The organism is Pseudonocardia xinjiangensis, assembly GCF_050948425.1.
Classification (GTDB): Bacteria; Actinomycetota; Actinomycetes; order Mycobacteriales; family Pseudonocardiaceae; genus Pseudonocardia; species Pseudonocardia xinjiangensis.
The window spans coordinates 1849940-1870349 of sequence record NZ_CP192009.1 but is presented as its reverse complement, the minus strand read 5'-3'; the positions used below and the strand labels follow the sequence as shown (position 1 = coordinate 1870349).

General features: G+C 73.3%; 22 protein-coding genes. 1 reads left to right on the top strand and 21 read right to left on the bottom strand.

The window, feature by feature from the left end; translation table 11 throughout:
* Positions 1-16: 16 nt before the first annotated feature.
* The 7 genes from ACQPZA_RS08840 to rpsB all read right to left on the bottom strand — a co-directional run bounded on the left by ACQPZA_RS08840 (position 17) and on the right by rpsB (position 5380).
* Positions 17-556, bottom strand: coding sequence for a hypothetical protein (locus ACQPZA_RS08840; protein WP_169396527.1), 540 nt, complete (start codon positions 554-556; stop codon positions 17-19).
* A 46-nt stretch (positions 557-602) separates the two neighbouring features.
* Positions 603-1334 carry a class I SAM-dependent methyltransferase gene (locus tag ACQPZA_RS08835; protein WP_433279762.1) on the bottom strand — a complete coding sequence of 244 codons (732 nt, stop codon included), beginning with the start codon at positions 1332-1334 and terminating at the stop codon, positions 603-605.
* Complete coding sequence (locus ACQPZA_RS08830) at positions 1334-2170, bottom strand: phosphatidate cytidylyltransferase (protein ID WP_169396551.1); 837 nt, start codon at positions 2168-2170, stop codon at positions 1334-1336. The genes ACQPZA_RS08835 and ACQPZA_RS08830 overlap by 1 nt, the downstream gene beginning before the upstream one ends.
* A gap of 34 nt (positions 2171-2204) precedes the next feature.
* Positions 2205-2762 (bottom strand): ribosome recycling factor, encoded by a 558-nt coding sequence (gene frr, locus ACQPZA_RS08825; protein ID WP_169396525.1) that lies wholly within the window; start codon positions 2760-2762, stop codon positions 2205-2207.
* Positions 2759-3535: a UMP kinase gene (gene pyrH / locus ACQPZA_RS08820; protein WP_169396524.1), complete on the bottom strand. Its 777-nt coding sequence runs from the start codon at positions 3533-3535 to the stop codon at positions 2759-2761. The genes frr and pyrH overlap by 4 nt, the downstream gene beginning before the upstream one ends.
* Before the next feature lie 37 nt (positions 3536-3572).
* Positions 3573-4388, bottom strand: coding sequence for a translation elongation factor Ts (gene tsf / locus ACQPZA_RS08815; protein WP_169396523.1), 816 nt, complete (start codon positions 4386-4388; stop codon positions 3573-3575).
* A gap of 92 nt (positions 4389-4480) precedes the next feature.
* Positions 4481-5380 (bottom strand): 30S ribosomal protein S2, encoded by a 900-nt coding sequence (gene rpsB / locus ACQPZA_RS08810; RefSeq protein WP_169396522.1) that lies wholly within the window; start codon positions 5378-5380, stop codon positions 4481-4483.
* A 351-nt stretch (positions 5381-5731) separates the two neighbouring features.
* Here rpsB and ACQPZA_RS08805 point away from each other — a divergent pair, with 351 nt between their 5' ends.
* Positions 5732-6346: a M23 family metallopeptidase gene (locus tag ACQPZA_RS08805; RefSeq protein WP_433279761.1), complete on the top strand. Its 615-nt coding sequence runs from the start codon at positions 5732-5734 to the stop codon at positions 6344-6346.
* 23 nt (positions 6347-6369) lie between these two features.
* Here ACQPZA_RS08805 and ACQPZA_RS08800 read toward each other — a convergent pair whose 3' ends face one another.
* From ACQPZA_RS08800 to trmD, 14 genes are all read right to left on the bottom strand, one after another.
* Positions 6370-7206: a FliA/WhiG family RNA polymerase sigma factor gene (locus tag ACQPZA_RS08800; protein ID WP_312859151.1), complete on the bottom strand. Its 837-nt coding sequence runs from the start codon at positions 7204-7206 to the stop codon at positions 6370-6372.
* 19 nt (positions 7207-7225) lie between these two features.
* On the bottom strand, positions 7226-8134 hold the full coding sequence (locus ACQPZA_RS08795; protein WP_433282725.1) for a tyrosine-type recombinase/integrase: 909 nt from the start codon (positions 8132-8134) through the stop codon (positions 7226-7228).
* A 140-nt stretch (positions 8135-8274) separates the two neighbouring features.
* Entirely contained in the window at positions 8275-9099 is an 825-nt protein-coding gene (locus ACQPZA_RS08790) for a glycosyltransferase (protein ID WP_433279760.1), read from the bottom strand.
* Positions 9096-10406, bottom strand: a complete 1311-nt coding sequence (locus ACQPZA_RS08785; RefSeq protein WP_433279759.1) for a PIG-L family deacetylase — start codon at positions 10404-10406, stop codon at positions 9096-9098. Before ACQPZA_RS08785 ends, ACQPZA_RS08790 begins: the two co-directional genes overlap by 4 nt.
* Complete coding sequence (locus ACQPZA_RS08780; protein ID WP_433279758.1) at positions 10403-11503, bottom strand: acyl-CoA dehydrogenase family protein; 1101 nt, start codon at positions 11501-11503, stop codon at positions 10403-10405. The genes ACQPZA_RS08785 and ACQPZA_RS08780 overlap by 4 nt, the downstream gene beginning before the upstream one ends.
* 86 nt (positions 11504-11589) lie before the next feature.
* Positions 11590-12753: a DNA-processing protein DprA gene (gene dprA, locus ACQPZA_RS08775; RefSeq protein ID WP_433279757.1), complete on the bottom strand. Its 1164-nt coding sequence runs from the start codon at positions 12751-12753 to the stop codon at positions 11590-11592.
* Positions 12750-14258: a YifB family Mg chelatase-like AAA ATPase gene (locus ACQPZA_RS08770; protein ID WP_433279756.1), complete on the bottom strand. Its 1509-nt coding sequence runs from the start codon at positions 14256-14258 to the stop codon at positions 12750-12752. Before ACQPZA_RS08770 ends, dprA begins: the two co-directional genes overlap by 4 nt.
* Positions 14258-14614, bottom strand: coding sequence for a YraN family protein (locus ACQPZA_RS08765; protein ID WP_169396516.1), 357 nt, complete (start codon positions 14612-14614; stop codon positions 14258-14260). The genes ACQPZA_RS08770 and ACQPZA_RS08765 overlap by 1 nt, the downstream gene beginning before the upstream one ends.
* Positions 14615-14755: 141 nt before the next feature.
* Positions 14756-16435, bottom strand: a complete 1680-nt coding sequence (locus ACQPZA_RS08760; protein ID WP_433279755.1) for an amidohydrolase — start codon at positions 16433-16435, stop codon at positions 14756-14758.
* Between the two features lie 109 nt (positions 16436-16544).
* A complete protein-coding gene (locus ACQPZA_RS08755; protein ID WP_169396515.1) occupies positions 16545-16868 on the bottom strand; it encodes a DUF2469 domain-containing protein in 324 nt (107 codons plus the stop codon).
* Positions 16865-17617, bottom strand: coding sequence for a ribonuclease HII (locus ACQPZA_RS08750; RefSeq protein WP_433279754.1), 753 nt, complete (start codon positions 17615-17617; stop codon positions 16865-16867). Before ACQPZA_RS08750 ends, ACQPZA_RS08755 begins: the two co-directional genes overlap by 4 nt.
* Positions 17618-17787: 170 nt before the next feature.
* Positions 17788-19107, bottom strand: coding sequence for a signal peptidase I (gene lepB / locus ACQPZA_RS08745; RefSeq protein WP_433279753.1), 1320 nt, complete (start codon positions 19105-19107; stop codon positions 17788-17790).
* A gap of 33 nt (positions 19108-19140) precedes the next feature.
* Complete coding sequence (gene rplS, locus ACQPZA_RS08740) at positions 19141-19500, bottom strand: 50S ribosomal protein L19 (RefSeq protein WP_433279752.1); 360 nt, start codon at positions 19498-19500, stop codon at positions 19141-19143.
* A gap of 144 nt (positions 19501-19644) precedes the next feature.
* Positions 19645-20391, bottom strand: a complete 747-nt coding sequence (gene trmD, locus ACQPZA_RS08735) for a tRNA (guanosine(37)-N1)-methyltransferase TrmD (RefSeq protein ID WP_433279751.1) — start codon at positions 20389-20391, stop codon at positions 19645-19647.
* Positions 20392-20410: the final 19 nt, after the last annotated feature.

Below are 20410 nucleotides of genomic sequence, written 5' to 3'. Positions count from 1 at the left end.
GGAGTCGCGGCGGCGGTCAGCGGCGCACCCGGCCGCGGGCCTCCGTGAGCAGGCCCGTGCGGTGCGCGGCCGCCACCCACAGCAGGGCGCCGGCCACCATCCCGACCAGACCCTGCGAGTACGTGTTGCCCACGGAGTCGAGGGCGAACAACGCCCCGGCCGCCCCGAGCACCATCAGCGCACCACCGACGGCCAGCAGCGAACGCTCGTCCAGCTGCGACGAGAGGGGCACCAGCGCCACCCCGACCATCGCGCACGCCGCCGGGACCGCCAGCTCGCCGAGGCCGGTGGAGCCGAGCACGGTGCCGGCCACCGCCACGAGGGCCACGGTGATGCCCAGCAGCCGCAGGAAGCGCCCGCGCCCGCCCGGGGGTAGCGGGGATCCCGTGCCGTACCTGCTCCGGAGGGCGACGATCAGCCCGCCGGTGACGCCGAGTCCGGCCGCCAGGATGACGGTGCCGGCACCTGAGTCGAGCGCTGCCGCACCGACCGTCCACCACGCTCCGCCGACGATCGGCTCGAGGTAGGGCAGGTGGGGCTCCACGGGTCCACGCATGCTCCCCACGGTATCCAGCGGACGACACGGGGTGGCGGCGGCATCGTCACGCCGAGCGGAAGGTTTCCTTGCGCCGCACGTGCACGCGGTAGCCGACCGGGACGGTGACGCCCACGGTCTCCGCGACAGCCCGCTCGGCCACCGCGCGGGAGAACTCGATCCGCAGCACCGCCTCGCACGCCGCGCGGTCGGGGAACCGCCACTGGGTCGCGACCCGCCGCATCGAGAAGCCCTGCTGCTCGAAGAAGCGCTCGACGCGCGCCGGGTCGTAGCGCGGGATGTCGGCACGCATCCACCGGCCGTAGGGCGGGACGGTCGCGTCCAGATCGACGATCGCGATCGCCCCGCCCGGCCGCAACACCCGCTGCGCCTCGGCGAGGCCGGGCTCGCACCCCGGACCGAAGAAGTACGCGGTGCGCGCGTGCACGAGGTCGACGCTCGCATCCGGGAGCGGGAGCGCCGCGGCGCCGGCCCGCAGCACCCGCGCGCGGTCCCCGACCCGCCGCCGTGCCCGCTCGACCAGCGGCGGATGGGGTTCAACGCCCGTGACCGAGGCCGCCTCCGCCGCGAACACCGGGAGGTGGAACCCGTCACCGCAGCCCACGTCGAGGACGTCCGCACCGGCCCACGGCACGAGCTCACGCAGCACCGTCCACACGGCGCCGTCGGAGTCCTGTGCGGCGTTCTCCTGCTCGTAGACCTCGGGCCAGTTCCAGATGTTGGGGCTCGGGATGGCGACGTCCCCCGCGGCTGCCAGGGCAGCACGCAGCGCCCGCATCAGCGGACGGGGACGACGATGCTGAGCAGCGACCAGGCCACGACGGCGGTGGGCAGCAACGAGTCCAACCGGTCCATCAGCCCGCCGTGACCGGGCAACAGGGTGCCCATGTCCTTGATCCCGAGGTCGCGCTTGACCATCGACTCCACGAGGTCGCCCAGGGTTGCGCTGATCACCAGCGCCGCGCCGGTGAGCGCGCCGGCCCACCAGGCACCGCCGAGCAGGAAGTGGACGCACAGCGCGCCGGCGAGCATGCCGGCGATCTGCGACCCGGCGAAGCCCTCCCACGACTTCTTCGGGCTGATCATGGGGGCCATCGGGTGCCGGCCCAGGAAGACCCCTGCTGCGTAGCCCCCGATGTCGGACGCCACCCCGCAGATCAGGAACGTGAGCACCCGTCCGAGGCCGTCGTCGGCCACCAGCATCAGGACGGCGAAGGAGCAGAACAGCGGCACGTACGCGGCGGTGAACAGCCCCGCCGTGACGTCCCGGACGTAGTGCAGCGCCCCGGCGCGCATCCGCCACAGCATGATCGCCAGCGCCGTGAGCGCGAACGCGACGGCGAGGCCACGTAGGCCGAACGGCCACGACAGCCACACCATCGCCTGGCCACCGAGCAGCAGCACCACGAACGGCACCTCGATCCCGGCGCCGCGGCGCAACGCACCCGCGAGCTCCCAGGTGCCGACGGCCGTGGCCATGGCGAGGACGCCGATGAAGAAATGCCGTTGGATCAGCAGGGACGAGAGGATCACCACGCCGAGGGCGACGCCCACGGCGATGGCCGCCGCGAGGTCGCGTCCCGCGCGGGAGGGCCGGCTGGCCGGAGGGACCATGGCCGCGGCTTGGGGGGAGGAGGCCGTCACCGAGTCAGACTTCGAGGAGTTCGGCTTCCTTGTGCTTCACCAGGTCGTCGACCTGGTGGACGTACCGGTCGGTGGTGGCCTGCAACTCCTTCTCCGCCCGCCCGACCTCGTCCTCGCCCGCGTCGCCGTCACGGACTATCCGATGCAACTCGTCCATGGCTTTGCGGCGGATGCTGCGGATGGTGACCCGCGCGTCCTCGCCCTTGCCCCGCGCGACCTTCACCATCTCGCGGCGGCGCTCCTCGGACAGCTGAGGAATGACCACGCGGATGATCTGGCCGTCGTTGCTCGGGTTGAGCCCCAGGTCGGAGTCGCGGATCGCCTTCTCCAGCGCCTTGAGCTGGCCGGAGTCGTAGGGCTTGATGACCGCCATGCGGGCCTCGGGCACGTTGATCGAGGCGAGCTGGTTGATCGGTGTCATCGCGCCGTAGTAGTCGACGGCGACTCGGGAGAACATGTTCGGGGTGGCCCGGCCGGTGCGGACGCTCGCAAGATCGTCCTTGGCCACCGAGACGGCCCTCTCCATCTTCTCCTCGGCGTCGAAGAGCGTCTCGTCGATCACGGCTGCTCCCTAGGCTCCTGCGGGTAGTCGGGCGTGCTCACCAGCGTGCCGATCCTCTCACCCCGCACCGCGCGGGCAATGTTGCCCTCCACCAGCAGGTTGAACACGATGATCGGCATCCTGTTGTCCATGCAGAGGCTGAACGCGGTGGCGTCGGCGACCTTGAGCCCCTGCTCCAGCACCTCACGATGGGTGATCTCGTCGAACAGCTTCGCGCTGGGGTCGAGCTTGGGGTCGGCGGTGTAGACGCCGTCGACGCCCTTGGCGAGCAACAGCGCCTCCGCCCCGATCTCCAGCGCGCGCTGCGCACCCGCCGTGTCGGTGGAGAAGTAGGGCATGCCCACACCGGCGCCGAAGATCACGACGCGGCCCTTCTCCAGGTGCCGGATCGCGCGCCGCGGGATGTAGGCCTCCGCGACCTGGCCCATCGTGATGGCGGTCTGCACCCGCGTGTCGATGTGGTGCTCGCGTTCCAGGAAGTCCTGCAGCGCGAGGCAGTTCATGACGGTGCCGAGCATGCCGATGTAGTCGGCCCGGGCGCGGTCCATGCCGCGCTGCTGCAGCTCGGAGCCGCGGAAGAAGTTGCCGCCGCCGATCACCACCGCGACCTGCGCCCCGGTGGCGACGACCTCGGCGATCTGGCGGGCGACGGTCTCGACGACCCCCGGGTCCACGCCGACGGCCCCACCGCCGAACATCTCGCCGCCGAGCTTGAGCAGCACGCGGCGGAATCCGGGGTGGGCGCCGGCGGGGCCGGTCCGAAGGTCGGTCATGAACGTCCCGTCACTCATCGCGGAGAGGGCGGCCCGATCAGGCCTGGCCGACCTCGAAGCGGGCGAAGTCCTTGACGGTGACGCCCGCCGCGTCCAGCAGCGCCTTCACGGTCTTCTTGGGCTCCTGCACCGACGGCTGCTCCAGCAGGACGACGTCCTTGTAGAAGCCGTTGATGCGGCCCTCGACGATCCGGGGAAGGACCTGCTCGGGCTTGCCCTCCTCGCGCGCGGTGGCCTCGGCGATGCGCCGCTCGTTCTCGATAACGTCGCCAGGCACCTGGTCGCGGGTGGTGTACTGCGGCCGGGCGGCGGCGATGTGCATCGCGACACCCCGTGCGGCGTCGTCGTCGGGGCCCTCGTAGGCCACCAGCGCGCCGATGGCGGGCGGGAGGTCGGAGGCGCGCCGGTGCAGGTACAGCGCGACCGGCCCGTCGACGTGGATGTAGCGCTTGAGCTCGAGCTTCTCGCCGATGCGGGCCGACAGCGCCAGCACGGCGTCCTCGACGGTGCCGCCGTCGAGCGGCGCCGCCTTGAGGGCGTCGAGGTCGGCCGGGTGCTGGTCGACGGCAACCCGGAGGACCTTGTCGGCGAGAGCCTGGAAGTCGGCGCTCTTCGCGACGAAGTCGGTCTCGCAGTTGAGCTCGACCATCGTGCCGCCCTCGGCGGCGACGAGGCCGTTGGCGGTGTCGCGCCCTGCGCGCTTGCCGACGTCCTTTGCGCCCTTGATGCGCAGCAGCTCGACGGCCTTGTCGAATTCGCCCTCGGACTCCTCGAGCGCCTTCTTGCAGTCCATCATCCCGGAACCGGTGAGGTCCCTGAGCTTCTTGACGTCGGCGGCGGTGTAGTTCGCCATGGTGCTGCCTCTGGTCCGTTTCTGTTCAGGCGGGTTCGGACGAGCAACGTCCGGGGCCGGCCGGTACGGCCGGCCCCGGACGGAGAGCTGGATCAGCCCGCGGTCTGCTGCGTGCCGTTGCTGGTGGTGGCCGGAGCCGGCTCGGAGGCCGGGTTCGGCGCCTCGGCTGCGGGAGCCGCGGCCGTGAGGCTGGCACCGTCGGAACCGGCACCGTTGGTGAGCAGGTTCTGCTCCCACTCGGCCAGCGGCTCGTCGCTGCCGACGCCCGCGTCCGGCTTCTCGTCGCCGTCACCACGGGTGCGGGCCGCGCGGGCCATGAGCCCGTCGGCGGCGGCACGCGCGATCACCTTGGTGAGCAGCGCGGCCGAGCGGATGGCGTCGTCGTTGCCCGGGATCGGGAAGTCGACCTCGTCGGGGTCGCAGTTGGTGTCCAGGATGGAGACCACCGGGATGCCCAGCTTGCGGGCCTCACCGACGGCGATGTGCTCCTTCTTGGTGTCCACGATCCAGACCGCACTGGGGACCTTGGTCATGTCCCGGATGCCGCCGAGCGTCTTCTCGAGCTTGGTCTTCTCGCGGGTGAGCATGAGGATCTCCTTCTTGGTGCGACCCTCGAACCCCCCCGTCTGCTCCATCGACTCGAGCTCCTTCATCCGCTGAAGGCGCTTGTGCACGGTCTGGAAGTTGGTGAGCATCCCACCCAACCAGCGCTGGTTGACGTACGGCATGTTGACGCGGCCCGCCTCGTCGGCGATGGCCTCCTGCGCCTGCTTCTTCGTGCCGACGAACATGATCGTGCCGCCGTGCGCCACGGTCTCGCGGACGAACTCGTAGGCCCGGTCGATGTACGACAGGGTCTGCTGCAGGTCGATGATGTAGATGCCGTTGCGCTCGGTGAGGATGTAGCGCTTCATCTTCGGGTTCCAGCGCCGGGTCTGGTGCCCGAAGTGCACACCTGAGTCCAGCAACTGCTTCATGGTGACGACGGCCACGGCCGGTGCTCACCTCTCGGTCGGGCGTGGCCGCTCGGCGACCACGCGCGCGGTTACGCGGAGCGCCGGATGGCGGCACCGCCCTGGCGTCGCGCCGGTGTCCGGACCCACGTGACGCTCGATGCGGGACCGCCCGTCCACCGTTTCTGCCTGTGGGTCGGACACTGCCGAACCGGGCAAGAACGCGAGCGCGCGAAGTCACCCCTGACAGCAGTCGGGGTGCAAGAGAAGTGTACGCCGGGGCGGCACAGCACCTCTCCTCGCGTCCCCGGGTTGTCCACATGCACTCCCGGCCGTCCACAGCGACGAGGGAACCGGCACCGCGGGCCGATCGCCGGTGCAGGGTGAGGTGTGGCCCGGTACCGACCCAGCACGCGGCCCGGTGGACCCGCGCCCGCCGTGCGCCCGGTGCGGGTACTGGTGACGGCCGTGCTGGCGGCCACCCTGGTCATGGGGTCGGCCGGGGCCGGCTTCCCCGCCGCCGACGCCGCGGCCCCGGCTCCCCCACCCGGCGCCGGTGTCGCCGCTCCCGGGGCCCGGTACGCGTGGCCGCTGCTGCCCGCACCGGCGGTGGTCACCCCGTACCGCGCACCGGCGCACCCGTACGCACCCGGGCATCGGGGCGTCGATCTCGCCGGGGCCCCCGGACAGCCCGTCCTCGCCGCACGGGCGGGCACGGTCGTGTTCGCAGGGCCCGTCGCCGGCCGCGAGATCGTGTCGGTCCAGCACGACGACGGCCTGCGCACCACCTACGAGCCGGTGGGTCCGGTGGTCGCCGCCGGGGCCGTCGTCCGCGCAGGGGAGGTGATCGGCCTGCTGAGGCCCGGCCACGCCGGTTGCCCGGCGCAGGCGTGCCTGCACTGGGGCCTGCGCCGGGACCGCACCGACTACCTCGACCCACTCGTGCTGCTGCGCCCACCGCGGGTCCGCCTGCTTCCCGTGCCCGTCCCGTGGCCGGACGGCTGACGTGACCACGAGACGGGTCGCCGTCAACCGACGGCGAGCTCCTCCAGGCGTCCGCGCAGCCGTCCCACCAGCCGCGAGTGGAGCTGGCAGACCCGCGACTCGGTCACCCCGAGCAGCGAGCCGATCTCGGCCAGGGTCCGGTTCTCCAGGTAGTAGAGCCGGACCACGGTGCGGTCCCGCTCACCGAGCTGCTCCACGGCCACCGAGAGCTGCCGCAGCGTCTCGTGGGCCTGCACGATCGTCATGGGGTCGGGGGCGCTCTCGTCGGTGAGCAGCTCCGACACGCCCCCGCTGTTCTCCTCCAGCGCCTCGACGCTGATCAGCTGCACCTGGCGGGTCAGCGAACGCAGCTCGTGCACCGGCACGCCCAGCTCGGTGGCCAGCTCCCGATCCGTGGCCGCGCGCAGCAGGCGACCCTCCAACCGTTCCTGCGCGCGCTCCAGCTCACGGGCCCGCCCACGCACGCTGCGCGGCACCCAGTCCTGCGCCCTCAGCTCGTCGAAGATCGCGCCGCGGATCCGTTGGGTGGCGTAGCTCTCGAACCGCGGGCAGCGCTGCGGGTCGAACCGCTCGATCGCGTCGATGAGCCCGAAGACACCGCACTGCACCAGGTCGGCGTGTTCGACGTAGGACGGCAGCCCGGCGGCCACCCGATGGGCCACCGACCGGACCAACGGCGTGTAGTGCACCACCAGGCGGTCGCGGAGCGCACGCGTCCGCTGCGCCAAGTAAGCGGTCCACACGTCGTCGACCGGGGACTGCTCGATCGCGCCGTTCTCGGGCTCGACGGGCTCCGGATGCTCGTCCGCAGGCGCGACCGGGGCGGTGACCACCGGGCCCGCCACGGCTCTGAGCTGCACCGATTGGACCAGGACGCCATCACGCCCTGGGGTGCGCCTGCTCATGTACCACCTTCAGCCGCTCGACTGTCACGTGTGTGTAGAGCTGAGTGGTCGCTAGCTTAGCGTGACCGAGCAACTCCTGTACGTAACGGAGGTCCGCGCCGCCCTCCAACATGTGCGTGGCGGCCGCGTGCCGCAGGCCGTGCGGCCCGACGTCCGGCGCGCCCGGCACCGCGGTGAGGGCCCGATGCACCACGTCACGGGCCACTCGAGGGTCCAACCGGCCTCCGCGGGCACCGAGCAGCAGGGCGGGCGGCGACTCGCTGCGCACCAGCGCCGGGCGGCCCGTGTCGAGCCATCGGCGCAGCGCGGCTTCGGCGGGCACCCCGTAGACGACCGTGCGCTCCCGGTCGCCCTTGCCGATCACCCGCAGGGCCCGCCGGTCGCCGTCGACGTCATCGAGGTCGAGGCTGCACAGCTCCGCGACACGGACGCCCGTGGCGTAGAGCAGTTCGAGGACCAGCAGGTCGCGCAGGGCGACGGGCTCCCCCTCCGCCGCACCCGAGCCGGCGGCGTCGAGCACCGCCGCCGCTTCCGCCGCCGTGGGCACGTCCGGCAGCGCCGGGCGCGGGCGCGGGGACACCAGCCGGGCTCCGGGGTCGGTGGTGATCCGGCCGGTGCGCCGGGCCCACGCGGTGAAGGTGCGGGCGGCCGCCGCCCGGCGGGCAAGGGTGGACCGGGCCGCGCCCGCCCCGTGCCCGGCGGCCAGCCAGCGACGCAGCACCGGAAGGTCGAGCTCCGGCAGATCGGTGACGTCGGCCAGCAGCCCTGTCAGGTCGGCCCGGTAGGCCCGCACGGTGTGGGGCGAGCGGCCGCGCTCCAACTCCAGGTGCCGGAGGAACTCCTCCAGAGCCTCCGCGACACCGGGCGCGAGCTGCGGCGGCATGGTCACAGGTCGACGGTGGGCGGCCGAACGCTCCTGGTCAAGAGCCTGCGGAGATCTTCTCGCGCTGCATACAGTAGGCATGGGCGGCCGGGCTTCCCCCGCGGGCAACCATGACCGCGGACGGCCGCGCGGGCAGATGGCTACGGCCCCCGTTCCGCTGCGGGCGCGGCGATCTCTCCCGCCGATCCGGCCTCCAGCGAGCACAGCAGGTCGGCCAGTCCCCCTGCCGCCCGGCCGCGAAGACGTGCGCTGGTGCGCACCCGCACCGCGGTGGGCCTTGCCAGCACGTGGCCAGCAGCGCGGAGCCGCCGCCAGAGGCCGTGGTCCTCGCCGGAACCGTCCGGCGGGAAGCCGCCGACGGCGAGGTAGGCGTCGGCGCGCACACCGAGGTTCGCGCCGTAGACGTGGGCGTGCCGGTCGCCGTCGAGACCGGCACGGACCAGCGCGCGGTAGCGCTGCTGCGCCATGACCGAGAGGTGGTGCGCGCCGGAGAGCTCGGTCAGACCGGCCACGCCGGACACCCCGGCCGCGGCGTGCCGCAGGTGGTCGAGAGCCCAGTCGGGCGGCACCGTCGTGTCGGCGTCGGTGTGCAGGAGCCACGTGGCCCCGGTGGGATACGCGCGCAGACGCTCCAGTGTCAGGCGGACCCCCAGGTCACGGACCGCACCGACGCCCGAGCCGGCCACGATGTATGCCGGTTCGGGACCCGCCGCTCCACCCACGCACCTGCCCCCGAGCGCCGCGATGCGCAGAGCCGCCAGCTCCGGCCAGCTCCGTTCCCACTCCTCGACGAGCGTGGGCGTGTCGTCGGTGCAGCGGTCGAGCACGACGGTGACCGCGCTCGCGATCCCCACCGGCAGCCGGGCCAATGCCGTCCGGACGCTCTGCAGGCACGCGCCGATGTGTTCCTGCTCGTTGTGGGCGGGGACGACCACGCCGACCGCGGTGATCGGGCGGACGCTCACCGGCGCCGGAGGACATGCAGGAGGAACTCCTCGTCGGTGTGCTCCACGAGCACGTCGAGCTCGGGGCGCGCACACAGCACCCGGTGGGTGGCGGCCGCATCCCGGGGCGCCTCGGCCGGCCAGCTGCGCCAGTGCACCACGACGACGTCGCCGCCCTGTTCCAGGACGGCGAGGGTGCGGTCGAGCGTGGCCTCGAGCGCTGGGGCGCCCAGGTAGTAGAGGATCTCGCTGAACACGACGAGGTCCACCGCTTCGCCCGGCACGGCGTCCGGGAGTGCCGCGACCGTGACGTGGGCGGTCGGCGCGTCGCGGCAGAGGCGGCGGGCACGTTCGACGGCCGCCGGTACCGGGTCGGACGCGAGCACGCGCCGGCAGCGACCGGCGAGCTCGAGAGTGAGCTCACCGGTGCCACAGCCGGGCTCGAAGGTTGTGCGGTAGCGCTCCCGGGGCAGGCTCGCCAGCACGACACCGCGTTTGCGGCGCTCGTACCAGGAGTCCGTGTCCCACGGGTCGTGCCCTCCGTCGTAGAGCGTGGCGAACCGCTCGACCGGCGCCGAGTGCACGCGGGGTTCCCGGAACAGCAGGTCGACGTCGCGGTCGACGTGCTCCAGCAGGCCCGCGGCGAGGACCGGAGGGGACCCGTCGGGGCCGGGCCCCACCTGCGATGCGAAGCAGGCGACGGCACGGCGGCGGATCGCCCTGGCCGGCTCGTCGAGCGCCACCACCCGAGCCCGCTCCCACGGCACCGCGGGGTCGCCAGGCTCGGTCCATGCCCACGTCCAGATGGGGTAGGACCAGCCGTGGGCCGTGACCGGTGCCGCCGCGGCCGCGGCGGCACCGGCCGCCTGGTGGTCGGGATGCGGGTCGCCGGGCCACGGCGCGAGATACGCGTCGGCGTCGGCGAGCAGCGGTTCCAGCGCGTGCTGCAGCGCGTCGGCATGCTCCTGCAGTGCCGAGTCGGGAAGGCCGAGCCAGTGGACCGGCACCTCGGCCAGTCCCTGCACCTCCAGCGCCGCGGCCAGCTCGGCGCGCCGCGCGGCCCCGAGCTCCCGGCGCGCCGTCTCCCCCAGCCCCGGATAGGCGGCCTCGCCGTCGGTGGCGACCACCAGCGTGATCACCGCCCCTGCCGCATGCAGAGCCCGGAGGACGCCTGCGGCGCCGAGGGTCTCGTCGTCCGGATGGGCGGCCACGACGACGACGCGGTCGTGCGCGTCCACGTCGAACGGTGGCAGCCGGTGCGCCCGGATCGCATCGCTCCAGGAGCCCGGCGAGGTGATGGCTCGCCCGGCAGCCGTCGTGTCGCTCACCGGCCGTTCCTCATGGCGACGACGGCAGCTCCCAGAGCCGCGTAGTCGCGCTCGCCGTGGTGTTGGCGGATGTAGAGCGACAGGTCCGCCAGTGCCTGCGCGAGACGGCCGTCGCGGCTGAGCGGGGCGGCGCCGATCATCCGCGGCACCCGTTCGACCACCTCACGGGCGATCCGCTCGACCGCGCACCGGACCTCCGCGAGTTCCCGCGCCTGGGCAGCACCCAGCGAGGCGCCGAGTGCTCCCACGCCGGGCTCCGCTGTTGCGGGTGTGGCTGTTGCGGGTGCTGCTGTGGCGGGCGCTGGTGAGTCCGACACCGCTGGGGCGGGTGTCGCTCCGTTCGCTGCTGGTGGGTCGAGGGCTCGCGCTATGCGGGTGAGCAGGGCGGACGCGGCCTCCATGAGGGCCTGCAGCTCACCGACGTGAGCGAGTTGGTGGGGATCGGGCGCCGGCGGGAGATGGCCGACGGCACGGTCGAGCACGCCTGCCGCACCGCCCCACCACACCGCCGCGACGCCCCCTCCGCCCGCGAGGAAGCCCGGCCGGGCGGTGTACCAGCCGTCCTGGGCGACCAGCGAGGCGGCCGGGACCAGGACGTCGTCGAACCGGACGTCGACGGTGTCGGCGCCGGCCATCGCCGCGGTCGCCCAGGTGCTGGGATCGGGAACGACACCCGGCTGGTCCAACGCGATGTCGACCAGCACCGGGCCGTCGCCCCGGGCGGGTACGGGCGCGTCGGCGACGACCAGCGCACGGTCGATGGTGCGCGCCCCCGAACAGAAGCGGACCGTGCCGTGCAACCGCAGTTCGTCGCCGGAGGCGACGAGCCGGGCGCCGGTGCCGGCTGACCGGGCGGCCCACACGCCGTAGAGGGCGCCGGGGCGCCGATCATGTCCGGCCTCGGCCAGGATCGCGACGGCGTCGGTGTGACCTTCCGCGAGCCGGGCCAACCCCAGATCGCGACGGCCCCACTCCGCGAGCCGGCTCCATCGCTGTGCCGTGCGGCCCGCTCGGGGAAGGGGGAGCTCGAGCGCTCCGGCTGCGAGCAGCGCCCGCAGCTCGCTCTCGAGGGGGCCGGCCGCTGAGGGCTGAGCCACCTCCGACTGCGCACTCATGATCGGCCGCACAGGTGGACGTTCCCACCGGCAGCGGTGAGCAATCCTCGACGCAGGTGTCGCGTAGTTCACTGCTCGTCACCCCGCGGGCGCCGCCAGCGGCCGTCGCAGTGCTCCACGAGGCCGCGCCGCTCCAGATCGACGAGGGCGACGCGGACCGCGCCGATCGGCACCCCGGCCTCCATGGCGAGCCACCGGGTCTCCCGGTGGGCGCGGGCGGGGAGCGCGTCGTGCACCACGGCCGCGACGGGATCGAGCCCGTCGGTGGGCCGCTCGATCCCGGAACCGGGTGTCTCGGCCAGGTCGAGCCCGAGCCGGCCGACGGCTTCCAGCACCTCCTCGGTGCGGGTGACCAGGAGCGCTCCCTCACGAATCAGCCGGTGGCAGCCCGCCGAGAGCCCCGACGTGACGGCCCCCGGCACCGCCATCACGAGCCTGCCGAGCGCTGTGGCGTCGGCCGCCGTGCGTTGCGCGCCGCTGCGCAGTCCCGCCTCCACCACGAGCGTGCCTGCCGCCATGCCCGCGATCAGCCGGTTGCGGACGAGGAACCGGTGGCGCCCGGGAACGGATCCGGGCGGGTACTCACTGACGACCAGGCCGCTCCCCGCGATCCGCTCGAGCAGCATCTGATGGCCCGCCGGGTAGGCCCGGTCGACCCCGCAGGCGAGGACCGCGACGGTGGGGCCCTCGACGCCGAGAGCGCCGCGGTGGGCCGCGCCGTCGATCCCGATCGCGGCGCCGGACACCACGGTGAACCCGCGGTCGGCCAGGCCCGCGGAGACATCCCCCGCCACATGGCTGCCGTAGCCGGTGGCCGCGCGGGCACCGACGACGGCGACGGACTGTTCACAGAGAGCGGCGAGCCGGCCCGGCCCTCGGACCCACAGCGCCAGCGGCGGCGCGAGCTCCCGCCGGCCGCTGACCTCGAACGCGGCGAACGGCCAGTGCGGCCACTCGGCGTGCTCGGGGGTGAGCAGCCGCGCACCCGCCGCTGCAGCGGCGGCGAGGTCGGCCTCGGCCCGCTGGACAGCCCGGCGGGCACTCGTCTCCTCCGCCACCGGCTCGCTCACCCGCCCCTCGAGGACCCTCCGGGCGGCCTCGACCGGCCCGATCTCGGCCACCAGCCGGGCCAGTGCGGGTGCGGGTGGCTCGGCCACCCGGGAGAGATAGGCCCGCGCGAGCAGCACGTCCTGCGCCACGGGGGGCACACCCGTCGGGCTCTGCTCGCTCATGCCGCCCTCCGGTCGCGGAAGAACAACGCGGTCTCGACGAGCTCCTGGTCGGGCCGCTCTCGGCCGGCCAGGTCGGCGAGAGTCCACGCGACCCGCAGCGCACGGTCCGCGCCGCGCGCGGTGAGCTCGCCGGCGCGCAACCCGGCGTCGAGCGGCCGCACCGCGCTGCGCGGGAGCGCGAACCGGGTGCGCAGTACGGGGCCGGGAACCTCGGCGTTGGTGCGCCATCCCTGCCCGGCCCAGCGCTCGGCCGCGGCCGCCCGGGCCGCAAGTACCCGGGCCCGCACCGTGGCCGTGCTCTCGGCGAGGCCCGAGGCGTCGGAGAGCGCGGTGACCGGGAACATCCGGGCCCGCAGATCGACGCGGTCGAGCAACGGGCCGGACAACCGGCCGAGGTAACGCCGGCGCACCAGCGACGAGCAGATGCAGTCGCGGTCGTGGGCGGGGGCGCAGGGGCACGGGTTGGCGGCGAGGACGAGCTGGAAGCGCGCCGGGTACTGCACGGTGCCGTCGGCGCGGGCGAGCCGGACCTCACCCTCCTCGAGCGGGGTGCGCAGGGCGTCGAGCAGGGTGGCTCCCCATTCCGGCGCCTCGTCCATGAACAGGACACCCCGGTGCGCGAGCGAGACCGCTCCCGGGCGCGCCGGCCCGCTGCCGCCTCCGATGAGCGCCGCCATCGAGCTGGAGTGGTGGGGCGCCACCAGCGGCGGCACGGTGCTGAGCCCGCTCCCCGGCGGGAGCTTCCCCGCCACCGACCGCACGGCGGCGAGCGCGAGCGCCTCGTCGTCGGCCAGCCGGGGCAGCAGCCCGACGAACCGCTGGGCGAGCATGGTCTTGCCGGTGCCCGGCGGCCCGACGAGCAGGACGTGATGGCCACCGGCCGCCGCGATCTCCAGGGCGTGCCGGGCGTCGTCCTGCCCGACGACATCGGCGAGATCGGGCGGCTCGGGACCGTCGTGCTCCTGGGCCGGGACCGGGGCGCGCAGGCTGTGGTTGCCCCGCAGGAACGCCAGCACCTCGGTGAGGCTGCGCGCCCCGCGGACGTCGATGCCGTCCACCAGCGCTGCCTCCGGCAGAGCGGCCTCGGGCACCACCACCCGCCTCATCCCGGCGGCGCGGGCAGCCAGAAGGCACGGCAGAACGCCGCGCACCGGGCGCAGCCTGCCGTCCAGCGCGAGCTCGCCGAGCAGCACCGTGCCGTCGAGCGCCGACTGCTCCACCACCTCGGTGGTGCGGAGGATGCAGCAGGCGAGGGCCAGGTCGAACCCGCTGCCGGTCTTGCGGAGCGTGGCGGGTGACAGCGCCAGCACGATGCGCTCGTTGGGCCACACCCGCCCGGAGTTGACGATGGCGGCCCGCACCCGGTCCTTCGACTCGTGCAGTGCCGCGTCCGGCAGGCCCAGCAGGTGGACCCCCGGCAGCCCGCCACCGACGTCGGCCTCGATCTCGACGACGCGGCCCTCCACCCCGAGCAGGGCGACCGACCACGCCCGCGCGAGGCCCATCAGAACGCCGCCTCGTAGTGCTGCACCGTGACCGGCCTGCCCGGCTCGGCGACGACCGCGAGCACGTCGAACCGGATCTCGCACCACCGGACCTGGTGGGCGGCCAGCCAGGCCTGGGTGATCCGCCGGATGCGGGCGGCCTTGCGCCGGTCGACGGCCTCGGCCGGCTCACCGAACCGGACGCTGGAGCGCGTCTTGACCTCGCACACCACCAGCCGGTCGGCATCGGTGGCGACCAGATCGAGCTCGCCGTGCCGGCACCGCCAGTTGCGGGACAGGACCACGAGACCCCGTTGCTCCAGGTATCGCGCCGCGAGGTCCTCCCCGTGGCGCCCGAGCACGTCCTTCGCTGCCATGCCGACAACGATCGACGTCCGGGGTGGCCCGGGACAGCCCGTTCCCGCAACTGTGGACAGTCCGGGGGTGAGGGGGACAACGTCGTCCCGGGGAGCGCGGACGCGACCGCGATGTCGGAGTGACGGTGTAGGGCGGGCGCGTCAGGTGGTGGAGTCGTGCACGAGGCGGCCGGCGAACCAGGTCTGCAGCACGCGCGTGTCGTGGATGTCCTGCACGGGGATCTCGAAGAGGTTCCGGTCCAGCACGATGAAGTCGGCCGACAGCCCGACCGCGAGCCGCCCGACCTCCTCGCCGAGCCCCATGGCCCGCGCCGGGTTCGCCGTGTGCGCCTCGACGGCGGTGGCGAGGTCCAGAGCCTGGTCGGGGTTGAGCGCGCCGGGGAAGGACGGGTCCGGGCTGCGGCGCGTCACCATCGTCTCGATGCTGAGCCAGGGGTTCGGCATGGGCATGGCGGCAGGCCAGTCGGAGCCCGCTGCCAGGAGGGCGCCCGACTCCGTGAGCTCACGCAGCGGCCACATGCGGTCCATCACGTGGTCCGGCACCTGCTGTCCGATGATCTCGGTCATCGGGCTGGGGAACCACAGCACGGGTGACGCGTCGGCCACGACGCCCAGTTCGGCGAACCGGGCCACGTCGTCGGGGTGCACGAACTCGGTGTGGGCGATGTGGAAGACGGGTGCGTCGCCGTGCCGGACGCGCATGATCTCGACGGCGTCGAGGACCTGACGCACCGTGCCGTCGGCGGTGGCGTGCAGCTTGACGTGCAGCCCCCGCCCGACCGCCTGCTCCATCAGGTCGAGGAGATCCTCGTCGGTGAACCACGACTCGCCGCTGAACGTCTCGGCGCAGGCACAGGTCCGCTGCGGATCCGGCTTGTAGGGCTCCAGGAACTTCGACGTGCGCGTCATCGGCACCCCGTCGAGCACCGCCTTGACGAAGTTCGGACGAACATGGACGGAACGGCGCGAATCCGCGGAATCGAACAGTTCGGGGCCGACCGGACCGGATTCGATGAATTCCCGCGCCGGCATCGAACCGACGATCCACGCATCGAGCTCACCCGCATTGTCGAGCTCGGTGAACACGTCGAGCCACCATCCCATCGTGGCGGCGTCCTGCGTGGCGGTGACCCCGCACGCGTTGAGGATCGACACCGCCGTGCGGGCCGACCGCAGATCACGGGCGTGCACGTCCGCCGTGCTCCTGCGGACGGCGAGCTCCCCCACGGTGGACGCGTGCTCGAAGAGCAGCCCGACGAGCCGGCCGTCGGCATCGCGCCCGTACCGCCCGTCCTTCGGGTCCGGGGTGCTGTCGTCGACGCCCATGATCTCCAGTGCGCGGGAGTTGACCCACCGGTGGTGCAGGGAGGCCTCCCGCAGCAGCACCGGCCTGCCGTGGCCCGCCGCGTCGATCGCCGCCAGCATCTCCGAGGTCCCGGCCGCCTCCAGCACGTGGCTGCCGACGACGCCGCCGACCACCCACTCGTCCGGCCCGACCTCCTGCGCCCGGGCCGCGACCGCCGCCAGGATCTCCTCCGGGCCGGCCATCGGGGACAGCGCCAGCTCCCACGCCGCCTGCTGGCCCGCGAACCCGACGTGGGTGTGGACGTCGACGAGCCCCGGCATGACCATGGCTCCCCCGACGTCGACGGACGTGGTGCCGGCACCGGCGAGGGCCTCGACGTCGGCGTCGTCGCCGACGGCGACGATCCTCCCGTCGCGGACGGCGAGGGCGTTCGCCCAGGGGCGGCGGTGATCGAGGGTGTAGACGACGGCGCCCCGCACGATCATGTCGGCGGGGCGGTCTCGACGAGTGTCCACGAAGTTTCTCACCTTTCCTCGTGCAGTCCGCTGCGCATGCTATTCAGCGGGTATCGGAAAGGCACGACCGGATCGCTCGAACAAATGTGCCGACCTGCCGGAAAAGGATTCAGGAACCGAACTGGTCACCCTCTGGCAACCGCAGGTCCGGCTTGTCCAGCTCCTCCACGTTGACGTCCTTGAAGGTGAGGACCCGGACGTGCTTGACGAACCGCGCAGGCCGGTACATGTCCCACACCCAGGCGTCGGACATCCGGACCTCGAAGTAGATCTCCCCGTCCGCGTTCCGGGCGGCCACGTCCACGGAGTTGGCCAGGTAGAACCGCCGCTCCGTCTCCACGACGTAGGAGAACTGGGCGACGATGTCCCGGTACTCCTTGTAGAGCGTGAGCTCCATCTCGGTCTCGTACTTCTCGAGATCCTCGGCGCTCACGGTTCCATCCCTCCTTCGGCACCCACCTCGGACAACCCGACGGCGAGCGACCCATTGTGGACCAGGGCAGTGGGGAGGCCGACGGCGGCAGCGGCCTCGAGGGCCGCGACGTCCGCAGCGACGTCGTCGCCGCGGGCGGCCCGCACGTTGACGAACGAGTAGCGGTGCACCCGGCTCGGCCCGTGCTCCACGAGCGCGGCGTCGTGCACCGACGTGCAGTAGCCCTTGTGCTCGGCGAACCCGTACTGCGGGAACTCGCCGTGCAGGGCGACCATGATGCGGTCCCGGGTGACCTTGGCGAGCACCGACGCCGCCGCGACGCACGCCGCCACCTGGTCGCCCTTGGGCACCGCGAGCGCTGGGCTGCCGAAGCCTCGAACCGGGAACCCGTCGGTGAGGACGTACCCCGGCCGGGCGGTCAGACCGGCCACGGCCCGGCGCATGCCCTCGATGTTGGCCACGTGCACGCCGCGGCGGTCCACCTCCTCCGGCGGGATGACGACCACGCAGTGGTCCTGCGCCCACCGCGTGATCAGCGTGAAGTACTGCTCGCGGGCCGCCGGGGTGAGCAGCTTGGAGTCGGTGAGGCCGTCGAGCCGTTTGGCGTCCCCGGGCCGCAGGACACACGCCGCGACGACCAGCGGGCCGGCACAGGCGCCGCGACCCGCCTCGTCGACGCCCGCCACCGGTCCGAGACCGTGCCGCTGCAGGGTGGACTGCAAGGTCCAGCTACCCGCGGAGCGACGCACGACGGCACGCGCGGGACGGAGCTCGGGGGGCAGGGCCGGCCGAGCGAAGCGGCGGGCCGGAGAACGGCGTGGGGCAGGGCGTGCGGGCATCAGTTGAGCAGTCTCCACCGGGCGGACAGGGGCGGGCGACAGGGGCCCGGCGGTCGGACGCCGGACGGGCGGGACCCCGCTCAGACGCGGGACCGGCCGGGAAGGAAGCCCCATAGCTCCGCATCGGGCCGGTGCAGCCTGCGCCGCCACAGGGCCAGCGGCAGCGTGCCCACCAGCCCGAGCCCGAGCGGTGCTCCGGCCGGCACGCCCGGTGCGGGCATGCCGACCGCGGTGGACTGTGGGTCGATCGACGCGATCCACCCGAAGCGGGAGAGCGGCAACACGATCACCCGTGCCTTCCCGATCACGTTCGCCACCGGGACGGGCCCGTGGTCGGGGACCCGCGAGTCGGCGGAGTTGTTGCGGCTGTCGCCCATCATCCACAGCTCGCCCTCGGGCACCGTGATCGGCCCGAAGTAGGTCTGCTTCGGCGGCCCGGCGGCGGGCAGGTAGTAGATGTAGGGCTCGTCGAGCGGTTCACCGTCGACCATCACGCGGCCCCGGGAGTCGCAGCACGACACGGTCTGGCCGCCGACCGCGATCACGCGCTTGACGAAGTCCTTCTCGTCGGGTGGGGCGAGACCGATCAGCGATCCCAGCCCCTGCAGCGCCCTGGTCACCGCGTTGGTGGGCTCCTGGACGCTGATCTCGCTGCTCCAGCTGTCCGGGCCGCGGAACACCACGACGTCGCCCGGTGCCGGGTCGGTGAAGCGGTAGGTGATCTTGTCGACGAGCACGCGGTCGTTGTTGCATCCGGTGCAGCCGTGGAGCGTGGTCTCCATCGAGCCCGACGGGATCACGTAGACCTTGGCGAGGAAGGTCTGGATGAGGAACGTCAGGACCAGCGCCACCACGATGAGCAGCGGCAGTTCCTTCCAGAAGGTCGGTCGCCTGCGACGCCCGCTGCGGAGCTTGCCGCTGCTCGGCGGATCGCCGTCGTCGCCTCCGGAACGCGTGGACGGAGCAGCGCCTGCCCGGCGCCGGTGCCGGCCGGGGATCTCCGAGTAGGAGTCGTCGTCCGCGGAGATCAGGTCGTGGTGGACGACCGTCGGCTCGTCGTCGGCCGGGTCGTGGCGCCGCGGGGGCACCGGCCGGTCGACGGGACGGCGCCCGTTGGCAGGCGGCCCGGCCGGACGGCGCGGCGGAGACGGGAGCGGCGCACCAGGGCCACCGCGGCCGGGAACGCCGTTCTGCGGCCCTCTGACGGTCTGCTGCCCGCCGTACGGCGACGCAGCCCCGGGCCGCACCGGCGGCATGCCGGGCGACGAGCCACCAGGAGCCTGCGGCCCGACGCGTGCCCCGGGGTACTGCCCCTCGGGCCGCGCTGACGCCGGCTGGTCCGCCGGCGAGTAACGCCGGGGCGGGGCCCGCCGGTCGTCGGGAAGCTCGGGTAGGGCCACGCCCACGAGGCTACGTCAACCTGACCGGTGTGGTCAGGACGCGGACGGTGTCTCGCGCTTCTCCTTGATCTTCGCGGCCTTGCCGCGGAGCTCACGGAGGTAGTAGAGCTTCGCCCGGCGGACGTCACCGCGGGTGAACAGCTCGATCTTGTCGAGGTTCGGCGAGTGCACCGGGAAAGTGCGCTCCACGCCCACGCCGAACGACACCTTGCGGACCGTGAAGGTCTCCCGCACCCCGGCACCCTGGCGTCGGATGACGACGCCCTGGAACACCTGGATGCGCGAGCGAGTGCCCTCGACGACCTTCACGTGCACCTTGAGCGTGTCCCCCGGCCGGAAGGCGGGGATGTCGGAGCGCAGCTGCTGTGCGTCCAGGGCGTCCAGGGTGTTCATCGCGAAGATCCGTCCTCGGTCCGTGATAGCGGTCGTGCGGGGGCGCCGTTCCCACTGTCAGGTCTGGTGGCGCCGACGGGCTCGACGAGTCGTCGAGCGCTGGCAACCCGTCCATAGTGCCAGACGCGATCCGGCACGGTGAAATCACCCGTCCGAGATGCGGGCGAGGAACGCTCGGTCGGCGTCGTCGAGCGCATCCTCGGGCAGGGCGGCGAGCAGATCGGGGCGTCGCGCCGCCGTGCGTTCGAGGGCGCGGTCACGGCGCCAGCGCGCGATCAGGGCGTGGTTGCCGCTGCGCAGCACCTCGGGGACGTCGAGCCCGCGCCAGCTCACGGGCCGGGTGTAGGAGGGTCCCTCCAGGAGGCCGTCGGAGAAGGAGTCCTGCTGCGCGGACTCCGGGTTGCCGAGCACCCCGGGCAGCAGGCGCACGATCGCCTCGACCATCACCAGCACGGCCGCCTCGCCGCCGACGAGGACGTAGTCCCCGATGCTCACCTCGTCGACGGGCATCCGGGTGGCGGCGTCGTCCATCACCCGCTGGTCGATCCCCTCGTAGCGGCCGCAGGCGAACACCAGGCGCGGCTCGGTGGCCCAGGCCTCCGCGGTGGCCTGGGTGAACGGCCGGCCGGCCGGGGTGGGCACCACCAGCCGCGCCGGACCGTTCTGCGCCAGCACGTCGTCGAGCGCCTGCCCCCACACCTGGGGGCGCATCACCATCCCGGGACCGCCGCCGTACGGGGAGTCGTCCACGGCCTGGTGGACGTCGCGGGTCCAGCTCCGCAGGTCGTGCACCGCCAGGTCGACGAGCCCGGCCCCGATCGCCCGGCCCAGCAACGCCTCCCGCAGGGGCGCGAGGTAGGCCGGGAAGATGGTGACGACGTCGATCCGCACCCGGGCACCGTACGCGGCG

Excerpts from the sequence above, each read along its gene's own strand:
- ACQPZA_RS08765 (WP_169396516.1), bottom strand. The coding sequence starts at position 14,614 with ATGGCAGCGAAGGACGTGCTCGGGCGCCACGGGGAGGACCTCGCGGCG.
- ACQPZA_RS08835 (WP_433279762.1), bottom strand. The coding sequence starts at position 1,334 with ATGCGGGCGCTGCGTGCTGCCCTGGCAGCCGCGGGGGACGTCGCCATC.
- ACQPZA_RS08840 (WP_169396527.1), bottom strand. The coding sequence starts at position 556 with ATGCGTGGACCCGTGGAGCCCCACCTGCCCTACCTCGAGCCGATCGTC.
- ACQPZA_RS08770 (WP_433279756.1), bottom strand. The coding sequence starts at position 14,258 with ATGGGCCTCGCGCGGGCGTGGTCGGTCGCCCTGCTCGGGGTGGAGGGC.
- tsf (WP_169396523.1), bottom strand. The coding sequence starts at position 4,388 with ATGGCGAACTACACCGCCGCCGACGTCAAGAAGCTCAGGGACCTCACC.
- ACQPZA_RS08795 (WP_433282725.1), bottom strand. The coding sequence starts at position 8,134 with ATGCCGCCGCAGCTCGCGCCCGGTGTCGCGGAGGCTCTGGAGGAGTTC.
- ACQPZA_RS08830 (WP_169396551.1), bottom strand. The coding sequence starts at position 2,170 with ATGGTCCCTCCGGCCAGCCGGCCCTCCCGCGCGGGACGCGACCTCGCG.
- dprA (WP_433279757.1), bottom strand. The coding sequence starts at position 12,753 with ATGAGCGAGCAGAGCCCGACGGGTGTGCCCCCCGTGGCGCAGGACGTG.
- rplS (WP_433279752.1), bottom strand. The coding sequence starts at position 19,500 with ATGAACACCCTGGACGCCCTGGACGCACAGCAGCTGCGCTCCGACATC.
- pyrH (WP_169396524.1), bottom strand. The coding sequence starts at position 3,535 with ATGACCGACCTTCGGACCGGCCCCGCCGGCGCCCACCCCGGATTCCGC.